At 61.7% G+C, this 16,960-nt stretch carries 16 protein-coding genes; all 16 read left to right on the top strand.

Going from position 1 to position 16,960, the window contains the following annotated elements; genetic code table 11:
- The first annotated feature begins 22 nt into the window (after positions 1 to 22).
- Complete coding sequence (nuoG, locus tag ACLKMW_RS01450; protein ID WP_415722589.1) at positions 23 to 2,107, top strand: NADH-quinone oxidoreductase subunit NuoG; 2,085 nt, start codon at positions 23 to 25, stop codon at positions 2,105 to 2,107.
- A 7-nt stretch (positions 2,108 to 2,114) separates the two neighbouring features.
- Complete coding sequence (nuoH, locus tag ACLKMW_RS01455) at positions 2,115 to 3,158, top strand: NADH-quinone oxidoreductase subunit NuoH (RefSeq protein WP_415722590.1); 1,044 nt, start codon at positions 2,115 to 2,117, stop codon at positions 3,156 to 3,158.
- Entirely contained in the window at positions 3,155 to 3,349 is a 195-nt protein-coding gene (locus tag ACLKMW_RS01460) for a hypothetical protein (RefSeq protein WP_415722591.1), read from the top strand. Before nuoH ends, ACLKMW_RS01460 begins: the two co-directional genes overlap by 4 nt.
- Positions 3,350 to 3,351: 2 nt before the next feature.
- Positions 3,352 to 3,843 (top strand): NADH-quinone oxidoreductase subunit NuoI, encoded by a 492-nt coding sequence (gene nuoI / locus ACLKMW_RS01465; protein WP_415722592.1) that lies wholly within the window; start codon positions 3,352 to 3,354, stop codon positions 3,841 to 3,843.
- 129 nt (positions 3,844 to 3,972) lie between these two features.
- Positions 3,973 to 4,593 carry an NADH-quinone oxidoreductase subunit J gene (locus tag ACLKMW_RS01470; protein ID WP_415722593.1) on the top strand — a complete coding sequence of 207 codons (621 nt, stop codon included), beginning with the start codon at positions 3,973 to 3,975 and terminating at the stop codon, positions 4,591 to 4,593.
- 2 nt (positions 4,594 to 4,595) lie between these two features.
- The gene (nuoK, locus tag ACLKMW_RS01475) at positions 4,596 to 4,904 is read left to right on the top strand and encodes an NADH-quinone oxidoreductase subunit NuoK (protein WP_415722594.1); all 309 of its coding nucleotides are present in this window, start codon (positions 4,596 to 4,598) and stop codon (positions 4,902 to 4,904) included.
- Positions 4,905 to 4,916: 12 nt separating this feature from the next.
- The gene (gene nuoL / locus ACLKMW_RS01480) at positions 4,917 to 6,905 is read left to right on the top strand and encodes an NADH-quinone oxidoreductase subunit L (RefSeq protein ID WP_415722595.1); all 1,989 of its coding nucleotides are present in this window, start codon (positions 4,917 to 4,919) and stop codon (positions 6,903 to 6,905) included.
- Complete coding sequence (locus ACLKMW_RS01485; RefSeq protein WP_415722596.1) at positions 6,905 to 8,410, top strand: NADH-quinone oxidoreductase subunit M; 1,506 nt, start codon at positions 6,905 to 6,907, stop codon at positions 8,408 to 8,410. The genes nuoL and ACLKMW_RS01485 overlap by 1 nt, the downstream gene beginning before the upstream one ends.
- A gap of 13 nt (positions 8,411 to 8,423) precedes the next feature.
- Complete coding sequence (nuoN, locus tag ACLKMW_RS01490) at positions 8,424 to 9,860, top strand: NADH-quinone oxidoreductase subunit NuoN (protein ID WP_415722597.1); 1,437 nt, start codon at positions 8,424 to 8,426, stop codon at positions 9,858 to 9,860.
- A 4-nt stretch (positions 9,861 to 9,864) separates the two neighbouring features.
- Positions 9,865 to 10,692 carry a biotin--[acetyl-CoA-carboxylase] ligase gene (locus ACLKMW_RS01495; protein WP_415722598.1) on the top strand — a complete coding sequence of 276 codons (828 nt, stop codon included), beginning with the start codon at positions 9,865 to 9,867 and terminating at the stop codon, positions 10,690 to 10,692.
- Between the two features lie 11 nt (positions 10,693 to 10,703).
- On the top strand, positions 10,704 to 12,374 hold the full coding sequence (locus tag ACLKMW_RS01500) for a ribonuclease J (RefSeq protein WP_415722599.1): 1,671 nt from the start codon (positions 10,704 to 10,706) through the stop codon (positions 12,372 to 12,374).
- A gap of 14 nt (positions 12,375 to 12,388) precedes the next feature.
- Positions 12,389 to 12,793 (top strand): methylmalonyl-CoA epimerase, encoded by a 405-nt coding sequence (gene mce, locus ACLKMW_RS01505; protein ID WP_415722600.1) that lies wholly within the window; start codon positions 12,389 to 12,391, stop codon positions 12,791 to 12,793.
- Between the two features lie 3 nt (positions 12,794 to 12,796).
- A complete protein-coding gene (locus ACLKMW_RS01510; protein WP_415722601.1) occupies positions 12,797 to 13,066 on the top strand; it encodes a DUF1467 family protein in 270 nt (89 codons plus the stop codon).
- Between the two features lie 568 nt (positions 13,067 to 13,634).
- Positions 13,635 to 14,960, top strand: coding sequence for a proline--tRNA ligase (gene proS / locus ACLKMW_RS01515; protein WP_415722602.1), 1,326 nt, complete (start codon positions 13,635 to 13,637; stop codon positions 14,958 to 14,960).
- On the top strand, positions 14,960 to 16,246 hold the full coding sequence (locus tag ACLKMW_RS01520; RefSeq protein WP_415722603.1) for a lipoprotein-releasing ABC transporter permease subunit: 1,287 nt from the start codon (positions 14,960 to 14,962) through the stop codon (positions 16,244 to 16,246). Before proS ends, ACLKMW_RS01520 begins: the two co-directional genes overlap by 1 nt.
- A complete protein-coding gene (locus tag ACLKMW_RS01525) occupies positions 16,246 to 16,932 on the top strand; it encodes an ABC transporter ATP-binding protein (protein ID WP_415722604.1) in 687 nt (228 codons plus the stop codon). Before ACLKMW_RS01520 ends, ACLKMW_RS01525 begins: the two co-directional genes overlap by 1 nt.
- Positions 16,933 to 16,960 lie beyond the last annotated feature (28 nt).

The raw sequence follows: 16,960 nt of genomic DNA on the forward strand, positions 1-16,960 counted from the left end.
CACCGCAGGGGTTTGAGACACTATGGCTAAGCTCAAGGTCGACGGGTTGGAGATCGAGGTCCCCGATCACTACACGCTCCTCCAGGCAGCGGAAGAGGCCGGCGCTGAAGTGCCGCGCTTCTGTTTTCACGAACGCCTGTCGATCGCCGGCAATTGCCGCATGTGCCTGATCGAGGTGAAGGGCGGGCCGCCCAAGCCGGTTGCCTCCTGCGCCATGGGCGTGCGCGACCTGCGTCCCGGTCCGAACGGCGAGACGCCGGAAATCTTCACCACCACGCCGATGGTCAAGAAGGCGCGCGAAGGCGTGATGGAGTTTTTGCTCATCAACCATCCGCTCGATTGCCCGATCTGCGACCAGGGAGGCGAGTGCGACCTCCAGGATCAGGCGATGGCCTATGGCGTGGATTCCTCGCGCTACCAGGAGAACAAGCGCGCGGTCGAGGACAAATATATCGGCCCGCTGGTCAAGACGATCATGACGCGCTGCATCCATTGCACGCGCTGTGTCCGTTTTACCACGGAGGTGGCCGGCATCTCCGAACTCGGCCTGATCGGCCGCGGCGAGGATGCCGAAATCACCACCTATCTCGAAAGCGCAATGACGTCCGAATTGCAGGGCAATGTCATCGATCTTTGCCCGGTCGGTGCGCTCACCTCCAAACCGTATGCCTTTCAGGCCCGGCCGTGGGAACTGACCAAGACCGAATCCATCGACGTGATGGACGCGGTCGGATCGGCGATCCGTGTCGATTCGCGCGGGCGGGAAGTGATGCGCATCATGCCGCGCGTCAACGAGCAGGTGAACGAGGAGTGGATTTCCGACAAGACCCGTTTCATCTGGGACGGCTTGCGCACGCAGCGCCTCGATCGGCCCTACGTTCGCCGCAACGGCAAGCTGCAGCCTGCAAGCTGGGCCGAGGCTTTCGCCGCGATCAAGGATGCGGTTGCAAAAACGTCTGGCGATCGGATCGGCGCGATCGCCGGCGATCTGGCGGCGGTCGAGGAAATCTATGCGCTGAAGGCGCTGATGGCCTCGCTGGGCTCGGCCAATATCGATTGCAGGCAGGATGGCGCGGCACTCGATCCGGCGCTCGGACGTGCCAGCTACATCTTCAATCCGACCATCGAAGGCATTGAACAAGCCGACGCTATCCTGATCATCGGCGCCAATCCACGTTTCGAGGCCTCGGTGCTCAACGCCCGGATCCGCAAGCACTCGCGATCAGGTGGCGCTTTGCCGATAGCTGTCATCGGCGATGTGGGCGACCTTCGCTACGACTACGAATTGCTTGGCGCGGGCCCCGACACGCTCAGGGAACTGGTGGAAGGCAGGGGCAGTTTCTTCTCGGTGCTCAAAGAAGCCGCGCGCCCGCTCATCATCGTGGGGCAGGGCGCTCTGGCGCGCCCTGATGGCGCGGCGGTGCTCGGCCAGGCTGCCAAGCTTGCCGGCGCCGTTTCTGCCGTGACATCGGAGTGGAATGGCTTTGCCGTTCTGCACACCGCCGCAGCGCGCGTTGGCGCCCTCGATGTCGGCTTTGTGCCGGGCGAGGGCGGCAAGGATGTCGCGGGCATGCTCGGCGCGACCGACGTGCTATTCCTGCTCGGGGCCGACGAGATCGACATGAGCGCCACCGGCAAGGCTTTCGTGGTCTATATCGGCACGCATGGCGATGCCGGCGCGCATCGAGCCGACGTTATCCTTCCAGGCGCTGCCTATACTGAAAAGTCCGGCACCTATGTGAATACGGAAGGCCGGGTGCAGCAGACCAACCGCGCCGGGTTTGCGCCGGGCGAGGCCAAGGAAGAATGGGCGATCTTCAGGGCGCTCTCGGACGTCCTCGGCCACAGACTGCCGTTCGATTCGCTGCCGCAACTGCGCGCGAAACTTTACGCGGACTACCCGCATCTGGCCGAAGTCGACGAGATTGCATCAGGAAATCCGGCCGACGTCGCCAATGTGACCAGGCTGGGCGGGGTATTGGGCAAGGAGGCTTTCGTGTCTCCGGTCAAGGATTTCTACCTGACGAACCCGATTGCGCGGGCGTCCGCCGTCATGGCCGAATGTTCGGCCCTGGCAAAGGGCGGCTTCAAACAGGCAGCCGAGTAGGACGGTCATGGATACTTTCTTTTCATTCTACGTGCTGCCCGCGCTGATCATCCTGCTGAAGTCGGTGGCGTTGATCGTCATCCTGCTGATCTTCGTGGCTTATATCCTTTACGCCGACCGCAAGATCTGGGCCGCCGTGCAGCTCAGGCGAGGGCCGAACGTGGTCGGTCCATGGGGTCTGCTGCAGTCCTTCGCGGACCTTTTCAAATTCGTGTTCAAGGAACCCGTCATTCCTTCGGGCGCCAACAAGGGCGTGTTCCTGCTGGCGCCGCTGGTTTCGGCAGTGCTGGCGCTGGCCTGCTGGGCGGTCATCCCGGTCAGCGAGGGATGGGCGGTCGCCAACATCAATGTCGGCATCCTCTATCTGTTCGCCATCTCCTCGCTCGAGGTCTATGGCGTGATCATGGGCGGTTGGGCCTCGAACTCGAAATACCCATTCCTCGGCGCGCTTCGCTCGGCAGCGCAGATGGTGTCGTACGAAGTCTCCATCGGCTTCGTCATCGTCACCGTGCTCCTGCTTGTCGGTTCGCTCAACCTCACCGACATCGTGCTGGCGCAGCGCGACGGCCTCGGCACCATGATGGGCCTGCCCAACAGCTTCCTGGACTGGCATTGGCTCGGCCTGTTCCCGATGTTCATCATCTTCTTCATCTCGGCACTGGCCGAGACCAACCGGCCGCCCTTCGATCTGGTGGAAGCGGAGTCGGAGCTCGTCGCCGGCCACATGATCGAATATTCGTCGACGCCGTTCCTGCTGTTCTTCCTTGGTGAGTACGTCGCCATCGTCCTGATGTGCGCGTTCACCACCATCCTGTTCCTTGGCGGGTGGTTGCCGCCGCTCGATTTCGCACCCTTTACCTGGGTTCCTGGCGTCATCTGGTTTGTGCTCAAAGTCTGCTTCGTCTTCTTCATGTTCGCCATGGTGAAGGCGATCGTGCCGCGCTACCGCTACGACCAGCTGATGCGGTTGGGCTGGAAGGTGTTCCTGCCGATTTCCCTGTTCATGGTCGTGGCGACCGCCGCCTTCCTGAAACTGACGGGGATGGCATGACGAATTCCGGTGTCATCGGTGCATTGGCGGGGCTGGCGCTCGCGGCAGCCGACTTCGTGCTGCTGCGGATGTTGGCGGCCCGCGTCGATCTGCCGGAGACGAAACGTGTCCTCAATATAACCGGCCTCAGCCAGTTCGCGCTTTTGCCGGCCATCGGCTACTTCGTAGCCCCTTACGTGATCGGAGATTGACGATGTCAGCTCTAGCCCAGGCGGCCAAATCTCTGTTGTTGAAAGAGTTCATCGAGGCGCTTGCGCTGTCGATGCGGCAGTTCTTTGCGCCAAAACCGACGCTGAACTATCCCTATGAGAAGGGCCCGGTCAGCCCGCGCTTTCGCGGCGAGCATGCGCTGCGCCGCTATCCGAACGGCGAAGAGCGCTGCATCGCCTGCAAGCTGTGCGAGGCGATCTGCCCGGCGCAGGCAATCACCATCGAGGCCGGCCCGCGCCGCAATGACGGCACCCGCCGCACGGTGCGCTACGACATCGATATGGTGAAGTGCATCTATTGCGGCTTCTGCCAGGAAGCCTGCCCGGTCGATGCGATCGTCGAAGGTCCGAATTTCGAATTCGCGACCGAAACGCGCGAGGAGCTCTACTACGACAAGGACAAGCTTCTGGCCAATGGCGACCGGTGGGAGCGCGAACTCGCGCGCAACATCTCTTTGGATGCGCCCTACCGCTAGTCGATCACTCATGGACGACCGGGAACGGCTCGTCTAAGGAACACGCGGCCTTGCCCGCCGAAAGCGGCGGCAGGCAAAGACGAGCCGGACGAATTGTCCGCGGCTCGACAAGGAAACCCGGGGGAACCCATGCTGAGTGGATTAGAGGCAGCCTTTTTCTACCTCTTTGCCTTTGTTGCGGTGGCGTCGGCCTTCATGGTCATTTCCGCGCGCAATCCTGTGCATTCGGTTCTCTATCTCATCCTGACCTTTTTCAACGCGGCAGCCCTGTTCCTGCTCACAGGCGCCGAGTTCCTGGCGATGATCCTGCTGGTGGTCTATGTCGGCGCGGTGGCGGTGCTGTTCCTGTTCGTGGTCATGATGCTCGACGTCGACTTCGCGGAGCTCAAGTCGGGCGCGCTGCAATACGCACCGATAGGGGCGATGGTGGGGCTGATCCTGGCTGCCGAGCTGATAGTGGTTGGCGCCGGATATGCCTTTTCGCCGGCGCTCGGCGGGGCGGTGGCCAAGCCGACGCCTGACATCGCCACGCGGCACAATACGGCAGCAATCGGGGATATTCTCTATACTGACTACATTTTCCAGTTCCAGGTCGCCGGACTGGTGCTGCTGGTGGCCATGATCGGTGCGATCGTGCTGACGCTGCGCCACAAGACAAATATCAAGCGCCAGAACGTTCCGGCGCAGGTCGCCCGCAAGCCGGCGACCTCCATCGAAGTCAAGAAAGTCGAAACGGGCAAGGGGGTCTGACGATGGAAGTCGGCATCGCACACTATCTCACCGTCTCGGCCATCCTGTTCACGGTCGGCGTGTTCGGTATTTTCCTCAACCGCAGAAACGTCATCATCATGCTGATGTCGATCGAGCTGATCCTGCTTGCCGTCAACATCAACTTCGTGGCGTTCTCCGCGGTTCTCGGCGACCTCGTCGGACAGGTCTTCGCGCTGTTCGTGCTGACGGTCGCGGCGGCCGAATCCGCCATCGGCCTCGCCATTCTCGTCGTCTTCTTCCGCAATCGCGGCTCGATCGCCGCCGACGACGTCAACATGATGAAGGGTTGACGGGACAAGCCAATGTATCACGCCATCGTCTTCCTCCCGCTTCTGGGTTTTCTGGCCGCCGGCCTGTTCGGCACCGCACTTGGCGCCAAGGCATCCGAGTACATCACTTCGGGCCTGCTGGTCGTTTCGGCGGTATTGTCCTGGATCGCCTTCTTCTCGGTAGGTTTCGGCTCGGCCGAGGCCTTCAGCATACCCGTTCTGCGCTTCCTCGATTCAGGCGGCTTGCAGGCTGATTGGGCCTTGAGGATCGACACGCTAACGGTCGTCATGCTGGTCGTGGTCAATACCGTGTCGGCGCTGGTGCATATCTATTCCATCGGCTACATGCACCATGACCCGCACCGGCCGCGCTTCTTCGCCTATCTGTCGCTGTTTACCTTTGCCATGCTGCTTCTGGTGACGTCGGACAATCTCATCCAGATGTTCGTCGGCTGGGAAGGGGTCGGCCTCGCCTCCTATCTGCTGATCGGTTTCTGGTACAAGAAGCCGTCCGCCAATGCGGCGGCGATCAAGGCTTTCGTCGTCAACCGCGTTGGCGATTTCGGCTTCATCCTCGGCATCTTCGGCGTGTTCATTCTGTTCGGCAGTGTCGACTTCAGCGCGATCTTTGCAACCGCCGCCACCTATATTCCGGCCGAGGGCGCGCAAGAGGCTGCTCCCGCGGTGATCAACTTCCTCGGCTACGAGCTTGATCGGACTGCCGCCCTGACGGTGGTGTGCCTGCTTCTGTTCATGGGCGCGATGGGCAAGTCGGCGCAGGTGCCGCTGCACACCTGGCTGCCCGACGCCATGGAGGGTCCGACGCCGGTGTCGGCGCTGATCCACGCCGCCACGATGGTGACGGCCGGCGTCTTCATGCTGGCACGGCTTTCGCCGATCTTCGAATTGTCGCACACGGCTCTGACCGTCGTGACGTTCATTGGCGCGTTCACCGCCTTCTTCGCCGCGACCGTCGGTCTGGTCCAGAACGACATCAAGCGCGTCATCGCCTATTCGACCTGCTCACAGCTCGGCTACATGTTCGTGGCGCTCGGCATGGGCTTCTATTCGGCAGCGATTTTCCACCTGTTCACCCATGCCTTCTTCAAGGCGCTGCTGTTCCTCGGCTCGGGCTCGGTCATCCATGCGGTTTCCGACGAGCAGGACATGCGCAAGATGGGCGGGCTGCGCAGGCTTATCCCGGTCACCTACTGGATGATGATCATCGGCACGCTGGCGCTGACCGGCGTCGGCGTTCCCGCAACCATCATCGGCACGGCCGGCTTCTTCTCCAAGGACGCGATCATCGAGGGCGCCTTTGTCGGCCACAATGCGGTCGCGGGCTTCGCCTTCACCGCACTGGTGATCGCCGCCGTCTTCACCAGCTTCTATTCGTGGCGCCTGATATTCATGACGTTCCACGGCCAGCCGCGCGCAACGGCCGACGTGATGCATCATGTGCATGAATCGCCGCCCGTGATGCTGGTGCCGCTGATCCTCCTCGCCGCTGGCGCCCTGTTTGCCGGCGTGGTCTTCCATGAGCAATTCATCGGTGAAGCTTATGAGGCGTTCTGGAAGACGGCGCTGTTCACCTTGCCTGACAACCACATACTGCACGATTTCCACGATGTGCCGTTGTGGGTGAAGCTTGCGCCCTTCGTTGCCATGCTCATCGGTTTCTTCGTCGCCTGGCACTTCTATATCCGCTCGCCGGAAACGCCGAGGAACCTCGCCGCGCAGCATCGCGGGCTCTACGCCTTCCTGCTCAACAAGTGGTATTTCGACGAGTTGTACGACCTGATTTTCGTGCGCACGGCCAAGTGGCTCGGCAACTTCCTGTGGAAGAAGGGTGACGGCTGGTTCATCGACGGCCTGGGCCCCGACGGCATTTCGGCGCGCGTCATCGACGTCACCAATCGGGCTGTGCGCTTCCAGTCCGGATATCTCTATCACTACGCTTTCGTCATGCTGATCGGCGTTGCCGCGTTCCTCAGCTGGATGATGCTCGGGGGCTCATTCTGATGACCGACTGGCCAATTCTTTCCACGGTCACCTTTCTGCCGCTGGTCGGCGCGTTCTTGATCCTGCTGATCCGTGACGACGGCGAGGGCTCGAAGCGCAATATCCGCAACGTCGCCCTGCTGACGACGGTGTTCACCTTCCTGCTGTCGCTGTTCATCTGGGCGGACTTCGACAACAACGAAGTCGGCTTCCAGATGGTCGAAAAGACCGACTGGCTGGACAGCGGTATTTCCTACCACATGGGCGTCGATGGCATTTCCATGCTGTTCGTCATCCTGACGACGTTCCTGATGCCGCTCTGTATCCTGGCAAGCCGCGAGGCGATCCAGATCCGCGTCAAGGAATACATGATTTCGTTCCTCGTCCTGGAAACGCTGATGATCGGCGTGTTCTGCGCGCTCGACATCGTGCTGTTCTATGTGTTCTTCGAGGGCGGCCTGATCCCGATGTTCATCATCATCGGCGTGTGGGGCGGCAAGCGCCGGGTCTACGCCAGCTTCAAATTCTTCCTCTACACGCTGCTTGGCTCGGTGCTGATGCTGCTCGCCATCATGGCGATGTTCTGGCAGTCCGGCACGACCGACATACCGACGCTGCTGACGCACGACTTCCCGACGTCCATGCAGACCTGGCTATGGTTGGCCTTCTTCGCCTCTTTCGCGGTGAAGATGCCGATGTGGCCGGTGCACACCTGGCTGCCTGATGCTCACGTCGAAGCGCCGACCGCCGGGTCGGTCATTCTGGCGGGCGTGCTGCTCAAGATGGGCGGCTACGGCTTCCTGCGCTTCTCACTGCCGATGTTCCCCGATGCGTCGCTCTATTTCCAGCCGCTGGTGTTCGCGCTCTCAGTCATCGCCATCATCTATACCTCGCTGGTGGCGTTGATGCAGGAGGACATGAAGAAGCTGATCGCCTATTCGTCGGTCGCGCATATGGGCTATGTCACCATGGGCATCTTCGCGCTCAATCAGGAGGGCATCCAGGGCGCGATCTTCCAGATGCTGTCCCATGGGCTGGTCTCCAGCGCGCTCTTCCTGTGCGTGGGCGTCATCTACGACCGCATGCACACCCGCGAGATCGCCGCCTATGGCGGACTGGTCAACAATATGCCGAAATACGCGGTGATTTTCCTGATATTCACCATGGCCAATGTCGGCCTGCCGGGCACCAGCGGTTTCGTCGGCGAGTTCCTGACGCTGCTCGGCGCGTTCAAGGTCAATACCTGGGTGGCGCTGTTTGCCACGACCGGCGTGATCCTGTCGGCCAGCTATGCGCTGTGGCTCTACCGCAAGGTGGTGTTCGGCGCGCTGACGAAGGAAAGCCTGAAGGGCATGCTCGACCTGTCGACGCGCGAGAAGGCGGTCATCTATCCGCTGGTCGTATTCACCATCTTCTTCGGCGTCTACCCGGCTCCGGTCTTCGACGCGACCGCCGCCTCGGTCAAGGCGTTGATCGACAACATCACCGTATCGCTCGACGTGGCGCAGGCCGCGGTCGCGAATTGACAGGAACAGGTAAATGACGCCGGAACTCGCTTCGAGCCTCGTGCTGCTTTCGCCGGAACTGATCATCGCGGCCAGTGCCATGGCGCTGCTGATGATCGGCGTGTTTTCCGGAACGCGGGCAAACGACATCGTCAACGGCCTTGCCGTCGCCGTGCTTGCAGGCGCCGGCGCGTGGATGCTTTTGTTCGCGGGGCAGGGCAAGGCGTTCGATGGTGCGCTTGTCGCCGATCCGTTCTCGACCTTCATGAAAGTCCTGATGCTGATTGGCTCCGCGGTCACGCTGGTCATGTCGGTGGGCTTCGCAAAGGCGGAGAAGTTCGACCGGTTCGAGTATCCGGTGCTGGTCCTGCTTGCCACCGGCGGCATGATGCTGATGATTTCGGCCAATGATATGATGACGCTCTATCTCGGCCTGGAATTGCAGTCGCTCGCCCTTTATGTGGTCGCGGCGATCAATCGCGACAGCGCGCGCTCGACCGAGGCGGGGCTTAAATATTTCGTCCTCAGCGCGCTGTCGTCGGGCATCCTGCTTTATGGCATCACGCTGGTCTACGGCTACACCGGCCATACCGGCTTCGACGCCATAGCAAGCGCGCTGACGGGCGCCGAGCGTCAACTCGGCCTCGTCTTCGGCCTCGTGCTGGTACTCGCCGGCGTTGCGTTCAAGATCTCGGCGGTTCCTTTTCACATGTGGACACCGGACGTTTACGAGGGCGCGCCGACGCCGGTGACCGCGTTCTTCGCATCGGCGCCAAAGATGGCGGCGATGGCGCTAATGGTCCGGGTGACCATGACGCCGTTCGAGCCGATCGGCCCGGACTGGCAGCAGATCATCGTCTTCGTGTCGATCGGCTCGATGGCGCTTGGCTCGTTTGCGGCAATCGGCCAGCGGAACATCAAGCGCATGATGGCCTATTCCTCGATCGGCCATGTGGGCTTTGCGTTGGTCGGCCTTGCGGCGAACACCGAAGCGGGCATCCGCGGTGTGGCCATCTACATGCTGATCTATCTCGTCATGACGCTCGGCACTTTTGCCTTCATTCTCGCGATGCGGCGCAAGGACGGCAATGTCGAGCAGATCGGCGATCTGACGGGGCTTGCCGGAACCAATCCGATGATGGCAACGGTGCTGACCCTCTTGATGTTTTCGCTGGCGGGCATTCCTCCACTCGCCGGCTTCTGGGCAAAATGGTACGTGTTCCTCGCCGCGATCAACGCCGGGCTCTATGGCCTGGCCGTCATCGGCGTGCTGATGTCGGTGGTTGCGGCCTATTATTATCTGCGTATCATCAAGATCATGTGGTTTGACGAACCTGTCGAGGGCTTCCAGCCGATGGCCGGCGAGTTGCGCCTGGTGCTTGGTCTGTCGGGTATTTTCGTGTTGTTCTACGTGTTTATCGGCGGTCCGATCGGGCGCGTGGCTGAGGCCGCCGCCAAGACGTTCTTCTGACGGCATGGCATTTTCGCTGGCTCCGACATCCACGTCCGAAGGTTTTCGGCTCGAAGCCCGTGATAGTGTCGGATCGACCAATGCCATTGCCCTGGAGCGTGCTCGCGAAGGCGATCCAGGCAGATTGTGGATCGTGTCGAAAAAGCAGGAGAGCGGGCGCGGGCGGCGCGGGCGCGCCTGGGCGACGCCGGAAGGCAATCTCGCAGCGACCCTGCTTCTGATCGTCGGCCGCGATCTCAAGACGGCAGCCACGCTCGGCTTCGTCGCGGGGCTGGCGCTGGCTGACGCGCTCGATGCAGCCGTTCCTGGAGGCCGCATCTCCATCGCGCCGGATGGTGGCAGTGGCGCGCGCGGCAATCGTTTCGAACTGAAATGGCCTAACGACGTGTTGGCCGATGGCGCCAAGCTTGCGGGCATACTGCTTGAATCGTCACAACTCGACGACGAGCACAGCGCGCTGGCGATCGGCATCGGTGTCAATGTGGTCGCGCATCCGCAAGACGTTCCTTATCCGGCGACTTCACTCAGCGCGCTTGGCGCTGCATGCAATGCCGAGACGCTGTTCCTGGCCCTGTCGGATGCGTGGAGCCAAAACATGCGCGCATGGAACGAGGGGCGCGGTGTAGCGCTTATCCGCGAGCGTTGGCTGTCTCGCGCCGCCGGTCTCGGCGGCCAGGTCGCGGTAAGGGTCGACGGCAATGTGGTGCGCGGCGTGTTCGAAACCATCGACGAGGATTGCCGCTTCGTCATTCGCGACGACACGGGCGCACTGCTGAAAATCGCAGCCGGCGACGTGCATTTCGGCGCGGTCGCGTCGGCAGGCGCAGTCTGAAAGGTAAGGTAATGGCGAAATCCAGGGAAGCTGAACTCGTATTCGCACCACTAGGCGGCGTTGGCGAGATCGGCATGAATTTCGCCCTCTACGGTTATGGCCCTGCCAATCAGCGCGAATGGATCATCGTCGATGTCGGCGTCACCTTTCCGGATCCGACATTGCCGGGCGTCGATCTGGTTTTGCCTGACACGCGGTTCATCGAAGAGGAACTGCATAATCTGCGCGGCATCATCATTACCCACGCCCATGAGGACCATTATGGCGCGCTGCTCGATCTGTGGCCGCGGCTGAAGGCCCCGGTGTGGATGACGCCGTTTTCCGCCGGCCTGCTTGAGGCCAAGCGGCAGTCGGAAAATGGCGCCGCGAAGGTGCCGGTGACAATCTACCGCGCGGGCGAAACATTCGAGGTCGGCCCGTTCAGCATCGAAGCGGTGCCGGTCAGCCATTCGATCCCGGAGCCGGTCTCGCTGGCCATCACCTCGCCGCTCGGCACGGTGATCCATACAGGCGACTGGAAGATCGATCCGGCGCCGGAAATCGGCCCGATGACGGATGAGGCGCGGTTTCGTGCGCTTGGCGACAAGGGGGTGCTGGCATTGGTCTGCGATTCGACCAACGCGCTGCGCGACGGAGATTCGCCGTCGGAGCAGGCAGTCGGTCAGGGTTTGCGCGGCGTCATCGAGAGGGCGCCCGGCCGTGTCGCGGTCACGACGTTTTCTTCCAATGTCGGGCGTATCCGTTCGATCGCCGAGGCTGCGCGCGACACCGGACGCCAGGTGCTGGTGCTTGGCCGCTCATTGAAGCGGGTCATCGATGTGGCGAGCGAGCTCGGCTATATGGACGGCCTGCCGGAGTTCGTTTCCGAAGACGACTACGGTTACATTCCGCGCGAGCACCTTGTGATCATCTGCACCGGCAGCCAGGGCGAGCCGCGCGCGGCCCTTGCCAAGCTGGCGCGTGACGAGATGAAGACGGTGGCGCTCTCGCCGGGCGATATCGTGGTCTATTCGTCGCGTACCATTCCGGGCAACGAGAAGGCCATTCTCGAAATCAAGAATCTGCTGATCGACCAGGGCATCAAGATCATCGAGGACAGCGACGCGCTGGTGCATGTGTCGGGCCATCCGCGCCGCAGCGAGTTGCGCCGCATGTATGAATGGACGCGCCCACGAATTTGCGTTCCAGTCCATGGGGAGGCGGCTCACCTCGTCGCCCATGGCGCGCTGGCATCGGCGGCCGGGGTGCCGGAAGTCGCACAGGTGCGCGATGGCGACATGCTGCGCCTGGCGCCTGGCGGCGCCGAGATCATCGATCAGGTGCCGTTCGGTCGCGTCTACAAGGATGGCAAGCTGATCGGCAACGACGAAGTGATGGGGATTCGCGAACGCCGCAAGCTTTCATTTGCCGGGCATGTGGCGGTCAATGTCGTGCTGGACGAACGGTATGAACTGGCCGGCGACCCCGACATCGTGTCGATTGGCGTGGCGCGGCTCGACAACGCTGGCGACGATATCGAGGATCTGATGCTGGATGCGGCAATCGGCGCGGTCGACTCCATACCACGTGCGCGCCGAAAAGACCTGGACCTCGTGCAGGAGGCCGTGCGCCGGGCAGTGCGCTCGGAAGCCAACGATGCCTGGGGCAAGAAACCGCTCGTCACGGTGTTCGTGACGCGCTGACAGGAGTTGCCGAAATGCTCGGTCGCCTGAATCATGTCGCAATCGCCGTGCCCGATCTGGAAGCGGCGAGCGCCATCTACCGCGATGCGCTGGGGGCGAAGCTGAGCGACCCGCAGGCATTGCCCGAACATGGCGTGACCGTGGTGTTCATCGATACCGGCAACAGCAAGATCGAGCTGATGGAGCCGCTGGGCGAGGGCTCTCCCATCGCGGCGTTCCTGGAAAAGAACCCGTCCGGCGGCATGCATCACGTCTGTTACGAGGTCGAGGATATCGCCGCAGCCCGGGATCGGTTGCAGGCGACCGGCGCGCGCATCCTCGGCGACGGCAATCCCAAGACCGGCGCCCATGGCAAGCCGGTGCTTTTTCTGCATCCCAAGGATTTCTTGGGAACGCTGGTCGAATTGGAGCAGGTTTAAGTCATGGGCTGGATTTCGGCCGCCGCGATTTTCTTCATCATTTGGTGGACCGTGCTGTTCGTCGCCTTGCCGTTCGGTCTGAAGACCCAGGACGAGAACGACGACGTGACGCTTGGCACCGTGGCGAGCGCGCCCGGGCGGCCTCATATGCTGAAAACCGTCATCCGCACGACAATCGCCGCGATCATTATTTTCGGCGCCTTCTATTATGTCACGGTGGTCGCCGGTTACGGGTTCGACGACATTCCGAGCTTCTTGCCTGAGATGAACTGATCGAGCAGCCTCCGGCTCGGCCAACCTGAAATCGGGCCTCATCGAGGCCAGCGCGCCAGTCGCGACCGCGTCCTTACGCATCGGACGTAGGAACTCGAAGCGGCTTCGGCGATTGCGGCAAGATGTCGTGCAAAGTTCTTGATTGCACAAAAAAAATGCAAGGCACGAGGCCTTGCAATTGAACGCGTCCGATCTGCTTTCCGTTACCGGCGGCTGCGGATTATCGCGCCTAGATCGCATCCTCCCAAGACTTTGACCGCGCAGGAAGACAGATTTTCCTCTGCCCTCTCAGTTATCGGAGCACACTAGACCAAGACGCGATAAATTGTCACTAGGAATTTTGCGTTGGGCCAGATCAATATGTGATGCAGTGCACAATATAGATGCAGCCGCTGCCTAAATTGCAGCCAATCGCATGACTGGCCAGTTAAGAGGCAGGATGCGGCAACCAGCGACCTTGGGTCCGGGTTTTCATTCGGTCATGAAGTGGCTATGAAGTGCCGGCAGTCAGCACTGCGTTGTCGCTGATTCCGGCGCCTTCCCTGCCACCTCTTTGACGGAATTTTCCATGCGTCTGTCGCGCTACTTCCTTCCCATCCTGAAAGAGAATCCGCGCGAGGCCGAAATCGTTTCGCATCGATTGATGCTGCGCGCCGGCATGATCCGCCAGCAGGCTGCGGGAAGCTTCTCATGGCTGCCGCTGGGCAAGCGCGTTCTTGACAAGGTCTGTCGCATCGTGCGCGAGGAGCAGGACCGCGCCGGCGCCCTGGAAATTCTCATGCCGACCATTCAATCGGCCGATCTGTGGCGCGAGAGCGGTCGCTATGACGATTATGGCGACGAGATGCTGCGCATCAAGGACCGCAACAAGCGCGACATGCTGTTCGGCCCGACCAACGAGGAGATGGTCACCGAGATTTTCCGCTCCTACGTGAAGACCTACAAGGATCTGCCGCTCAATCTCTATCACATCCAGTGGAAGTTTCGCGACGAGCGGCGGCCCCGCTTCGGCGTAATGCGGTCGCGCGAGTTCCTGATGAAGGACGCCTATTCCTTCGACATCGATTTCGAAGGCGCCAAAGCGGCTTACAACCGCATGTTCGTGTCCTACCTGCGCACATTCACGCGCATGGGGTTGCAGGCCATTCCGATGCGAGCCGACACCGGTCCGATCGGCGGCGATCTCAGCCACGAGTTCATTATCCTGGCCGAGACCGGCGAGAGCCAGGTTTATTGTCACCGCGACTTCCTGGCGCTGCCGGTGCCTGGCGAAGACACGGACTTCTCCAACGACGCGGAAATCGGCGGCATCGTCAGGGACTGGACCACGCCTTATGCGGCGACAGACGAGATGCATGACGAGGCCGCCTGGGATGCCATCGGTGAAACGGACCGGCTTTCCGCGCGCGGCATCGAGGTCGGTCACATCTTCCATTTCGGCGAAAAATATTCACGACCGATGGGCGCCAAGGTCACCGGTGCCGACGGCAAGGACCATTTTGTTTCCATGGGCTCCTACGGCATCGGCCCGACTCGGCTGATCGCTGCCATTATCGAGGCCTCGCATGACGAGAACGGCATTATCTGGCCGGAGTCGGTGGCGCCCTTCGACATCGGCATCATCAATATGAAGACCGGTGACGGCGAATGTGACCGCATCTGCGAAGAGCTCTACAGTGCACTGACTGCCGCTGGGCGCGACGTCCTCTATGACGACACCGACCAGCGACCGGGCGGCAAATTCGCCACCGCCGATCTGATCGGTCTGCCTTGGCAATTGATCGTCGGACCGCGCGGGGCGGCGTCCGGAGAGGTCGAGATCAAGAACCGCCGCACAGGCGAGCGTGAAACCTTGCCCATCGCCGAAGCCGCAATACGGTTCGGGGCCGCCTGATGAACGATGTTGCCGCCAAACCGGCGGGCGGCGCCGGACCATTTTCCGTGTTTGAACGCATGGTTGCCTGGCGCTATCTGCGGTCGCGGCGCAAGGAAACCGTCATTTCGGTGATCGCCTCGATCTCGTTTGCCGGCATCATGCTGGGAGTGGCGACGCTGATCGTCGTCATGGCGGTGATGAACGGCTTCCGCGCCGAACTCCTGTCGCGCATTCTCGGCATCAACGGCCATATCGTCGCTCAGCCGATCGACACCCCTCTTGACGACTATGCCGCCGTCGCCGGCCGCATCAATGGCGTGGCCGGGGTGAAATACGCCATTCCGCTGATCGACGGACAGGTGCTGGCGCAGGGTGAGGTGGGGCCGGGCACGGGTGCGCTTGTGCGTGGGATGCGTGGCGACGATCTCGCCAAAATTTCGCTTGTTGCCAACAACATCAGGCAGGGCTCGCTGGTCGGCTTCGACACAGGCGAGGGCGTGGCGATCGGCCAGCGCATGGCCGACAATATGGGGTTGGCGCTTGGCGATCTGATCACGCTGGTCTCGCCCGAGGGCGACATCACCCCGATCGGCACCACGCCGCGCGTCAAGACCTATCCGGTGACGGCAATATTCGAAGTCGGCATGTCGGAATATGATTCCTCCATCGTCTTCATGCCGCTCGCCGAAGCACAGCTTTATTTCAACCTCGAAAATCGCGCCCAAACGATCGAGATATTCGTTGAAAATCCGGACGCGGTCGACAGCCTGAAGCCAGCCGTGGAGGCTGCGGCGCAGCGGCCGGTTTTCCTGTCGGACTGGCGCCAGCGCAACCAGACCTTCTTCTCCGCGCTTCAGGTCGAGCGCAATGTGATGTTCATGATCCTGACGCTGATCGTGCTCGTCGCCGCGCTCAATATCATTTCCGGCCTGATCATGCTGGTCAAGGACAAGGGCCGCGACATCGCCATCCTGCGCACCATGGGTGCGACCCGTGGCGCGGTGATGCGTATATTCCTGATGACCGGCGCGGCCATCGGCGTGACTGGAACGCTGGCGGGCGTCATCCTCGGCATTGTCATCTGCCTCAATGTCGAGTCCATCCGGCAGTTCTTCTCCTGGATTTCGGGCACGGTGCTGTTCAATCCGGAGCTTTATTTCTTGAGCAAGCTGCCGGCGAAAATGGACCCCGGCGAGACGCTCAGCGTCGTCCTGATGGCGCTGGCGCTGTCCTTCCTGGCCACGCTCTTCCCCGCCTGGCGCGCGGCCAGGCTCGATCCGGTCGAGGCGCTGCGGTACGAATAATGAAGACGGGCGATACGATCATCGAGTTGAAGAGCGTCGAACGCCACTATGTGCAGGGCTCGCGCACGCTCACCATTCTCAACGGCGCTGATTTTTCGCTGCGGCGGGGTGAAATGGTGGCGCTGGTGGCGCCTTCGGGCGCTGGAAAATCAACGCTGCTTCACACGGCCGGGCTGCTCGAGCGTCCCGATGCCGGCGACGTGATCCTTTCAGGCCGGGCCTGCGGCCGGCTCTCGGACGACGAGCGCACCGCAATCAGGCGCAATGACATCGGCTTCGTCTATCAGTTCCATCACCTCCTGCCGGAATTCTCCGCGCTCGAAAACATCATGATGCCGCAACTGGTTAAGGGGCTGCCGACCGCCGAAGCCAGCGCGCGAGCGGTACAACTCCTCGACTATATGCAGATCGGCAAACGCGCGCATCACCGCCCCTCGGAACTGTCCGGCGGCGAGCAGCAGCGCGTGGCGATCGCACGTGCTGTCGCCAATGCGCCGCTGGTGCTGCTTGCCGACGAACCGACCGGCAATCTCGATCCGGTCACCGCGTCTTATGTGTTCGATGCTCTGGCTGCTCTGGTCAGGCAGTCGGGGCTGGCGGCGCTGATCGCCACCCACAATCACGAACTTGCGGCCCGCATGGATCGACGCGTGACGCTGTCGGAAGGCAAGGTCGTTCAGATCTGACGAGGCGCCGTCAAAGACGCTTCATCCA

Source organism: Borborobacter xinjiangensis, assembly GCF_047739745.1.
Classification (GTDB): Bacteria; Pseudomonadota; Alphaproteobacteria; order Rhizobiales; family Rhizobiaceae; genus Pseudaminobacter.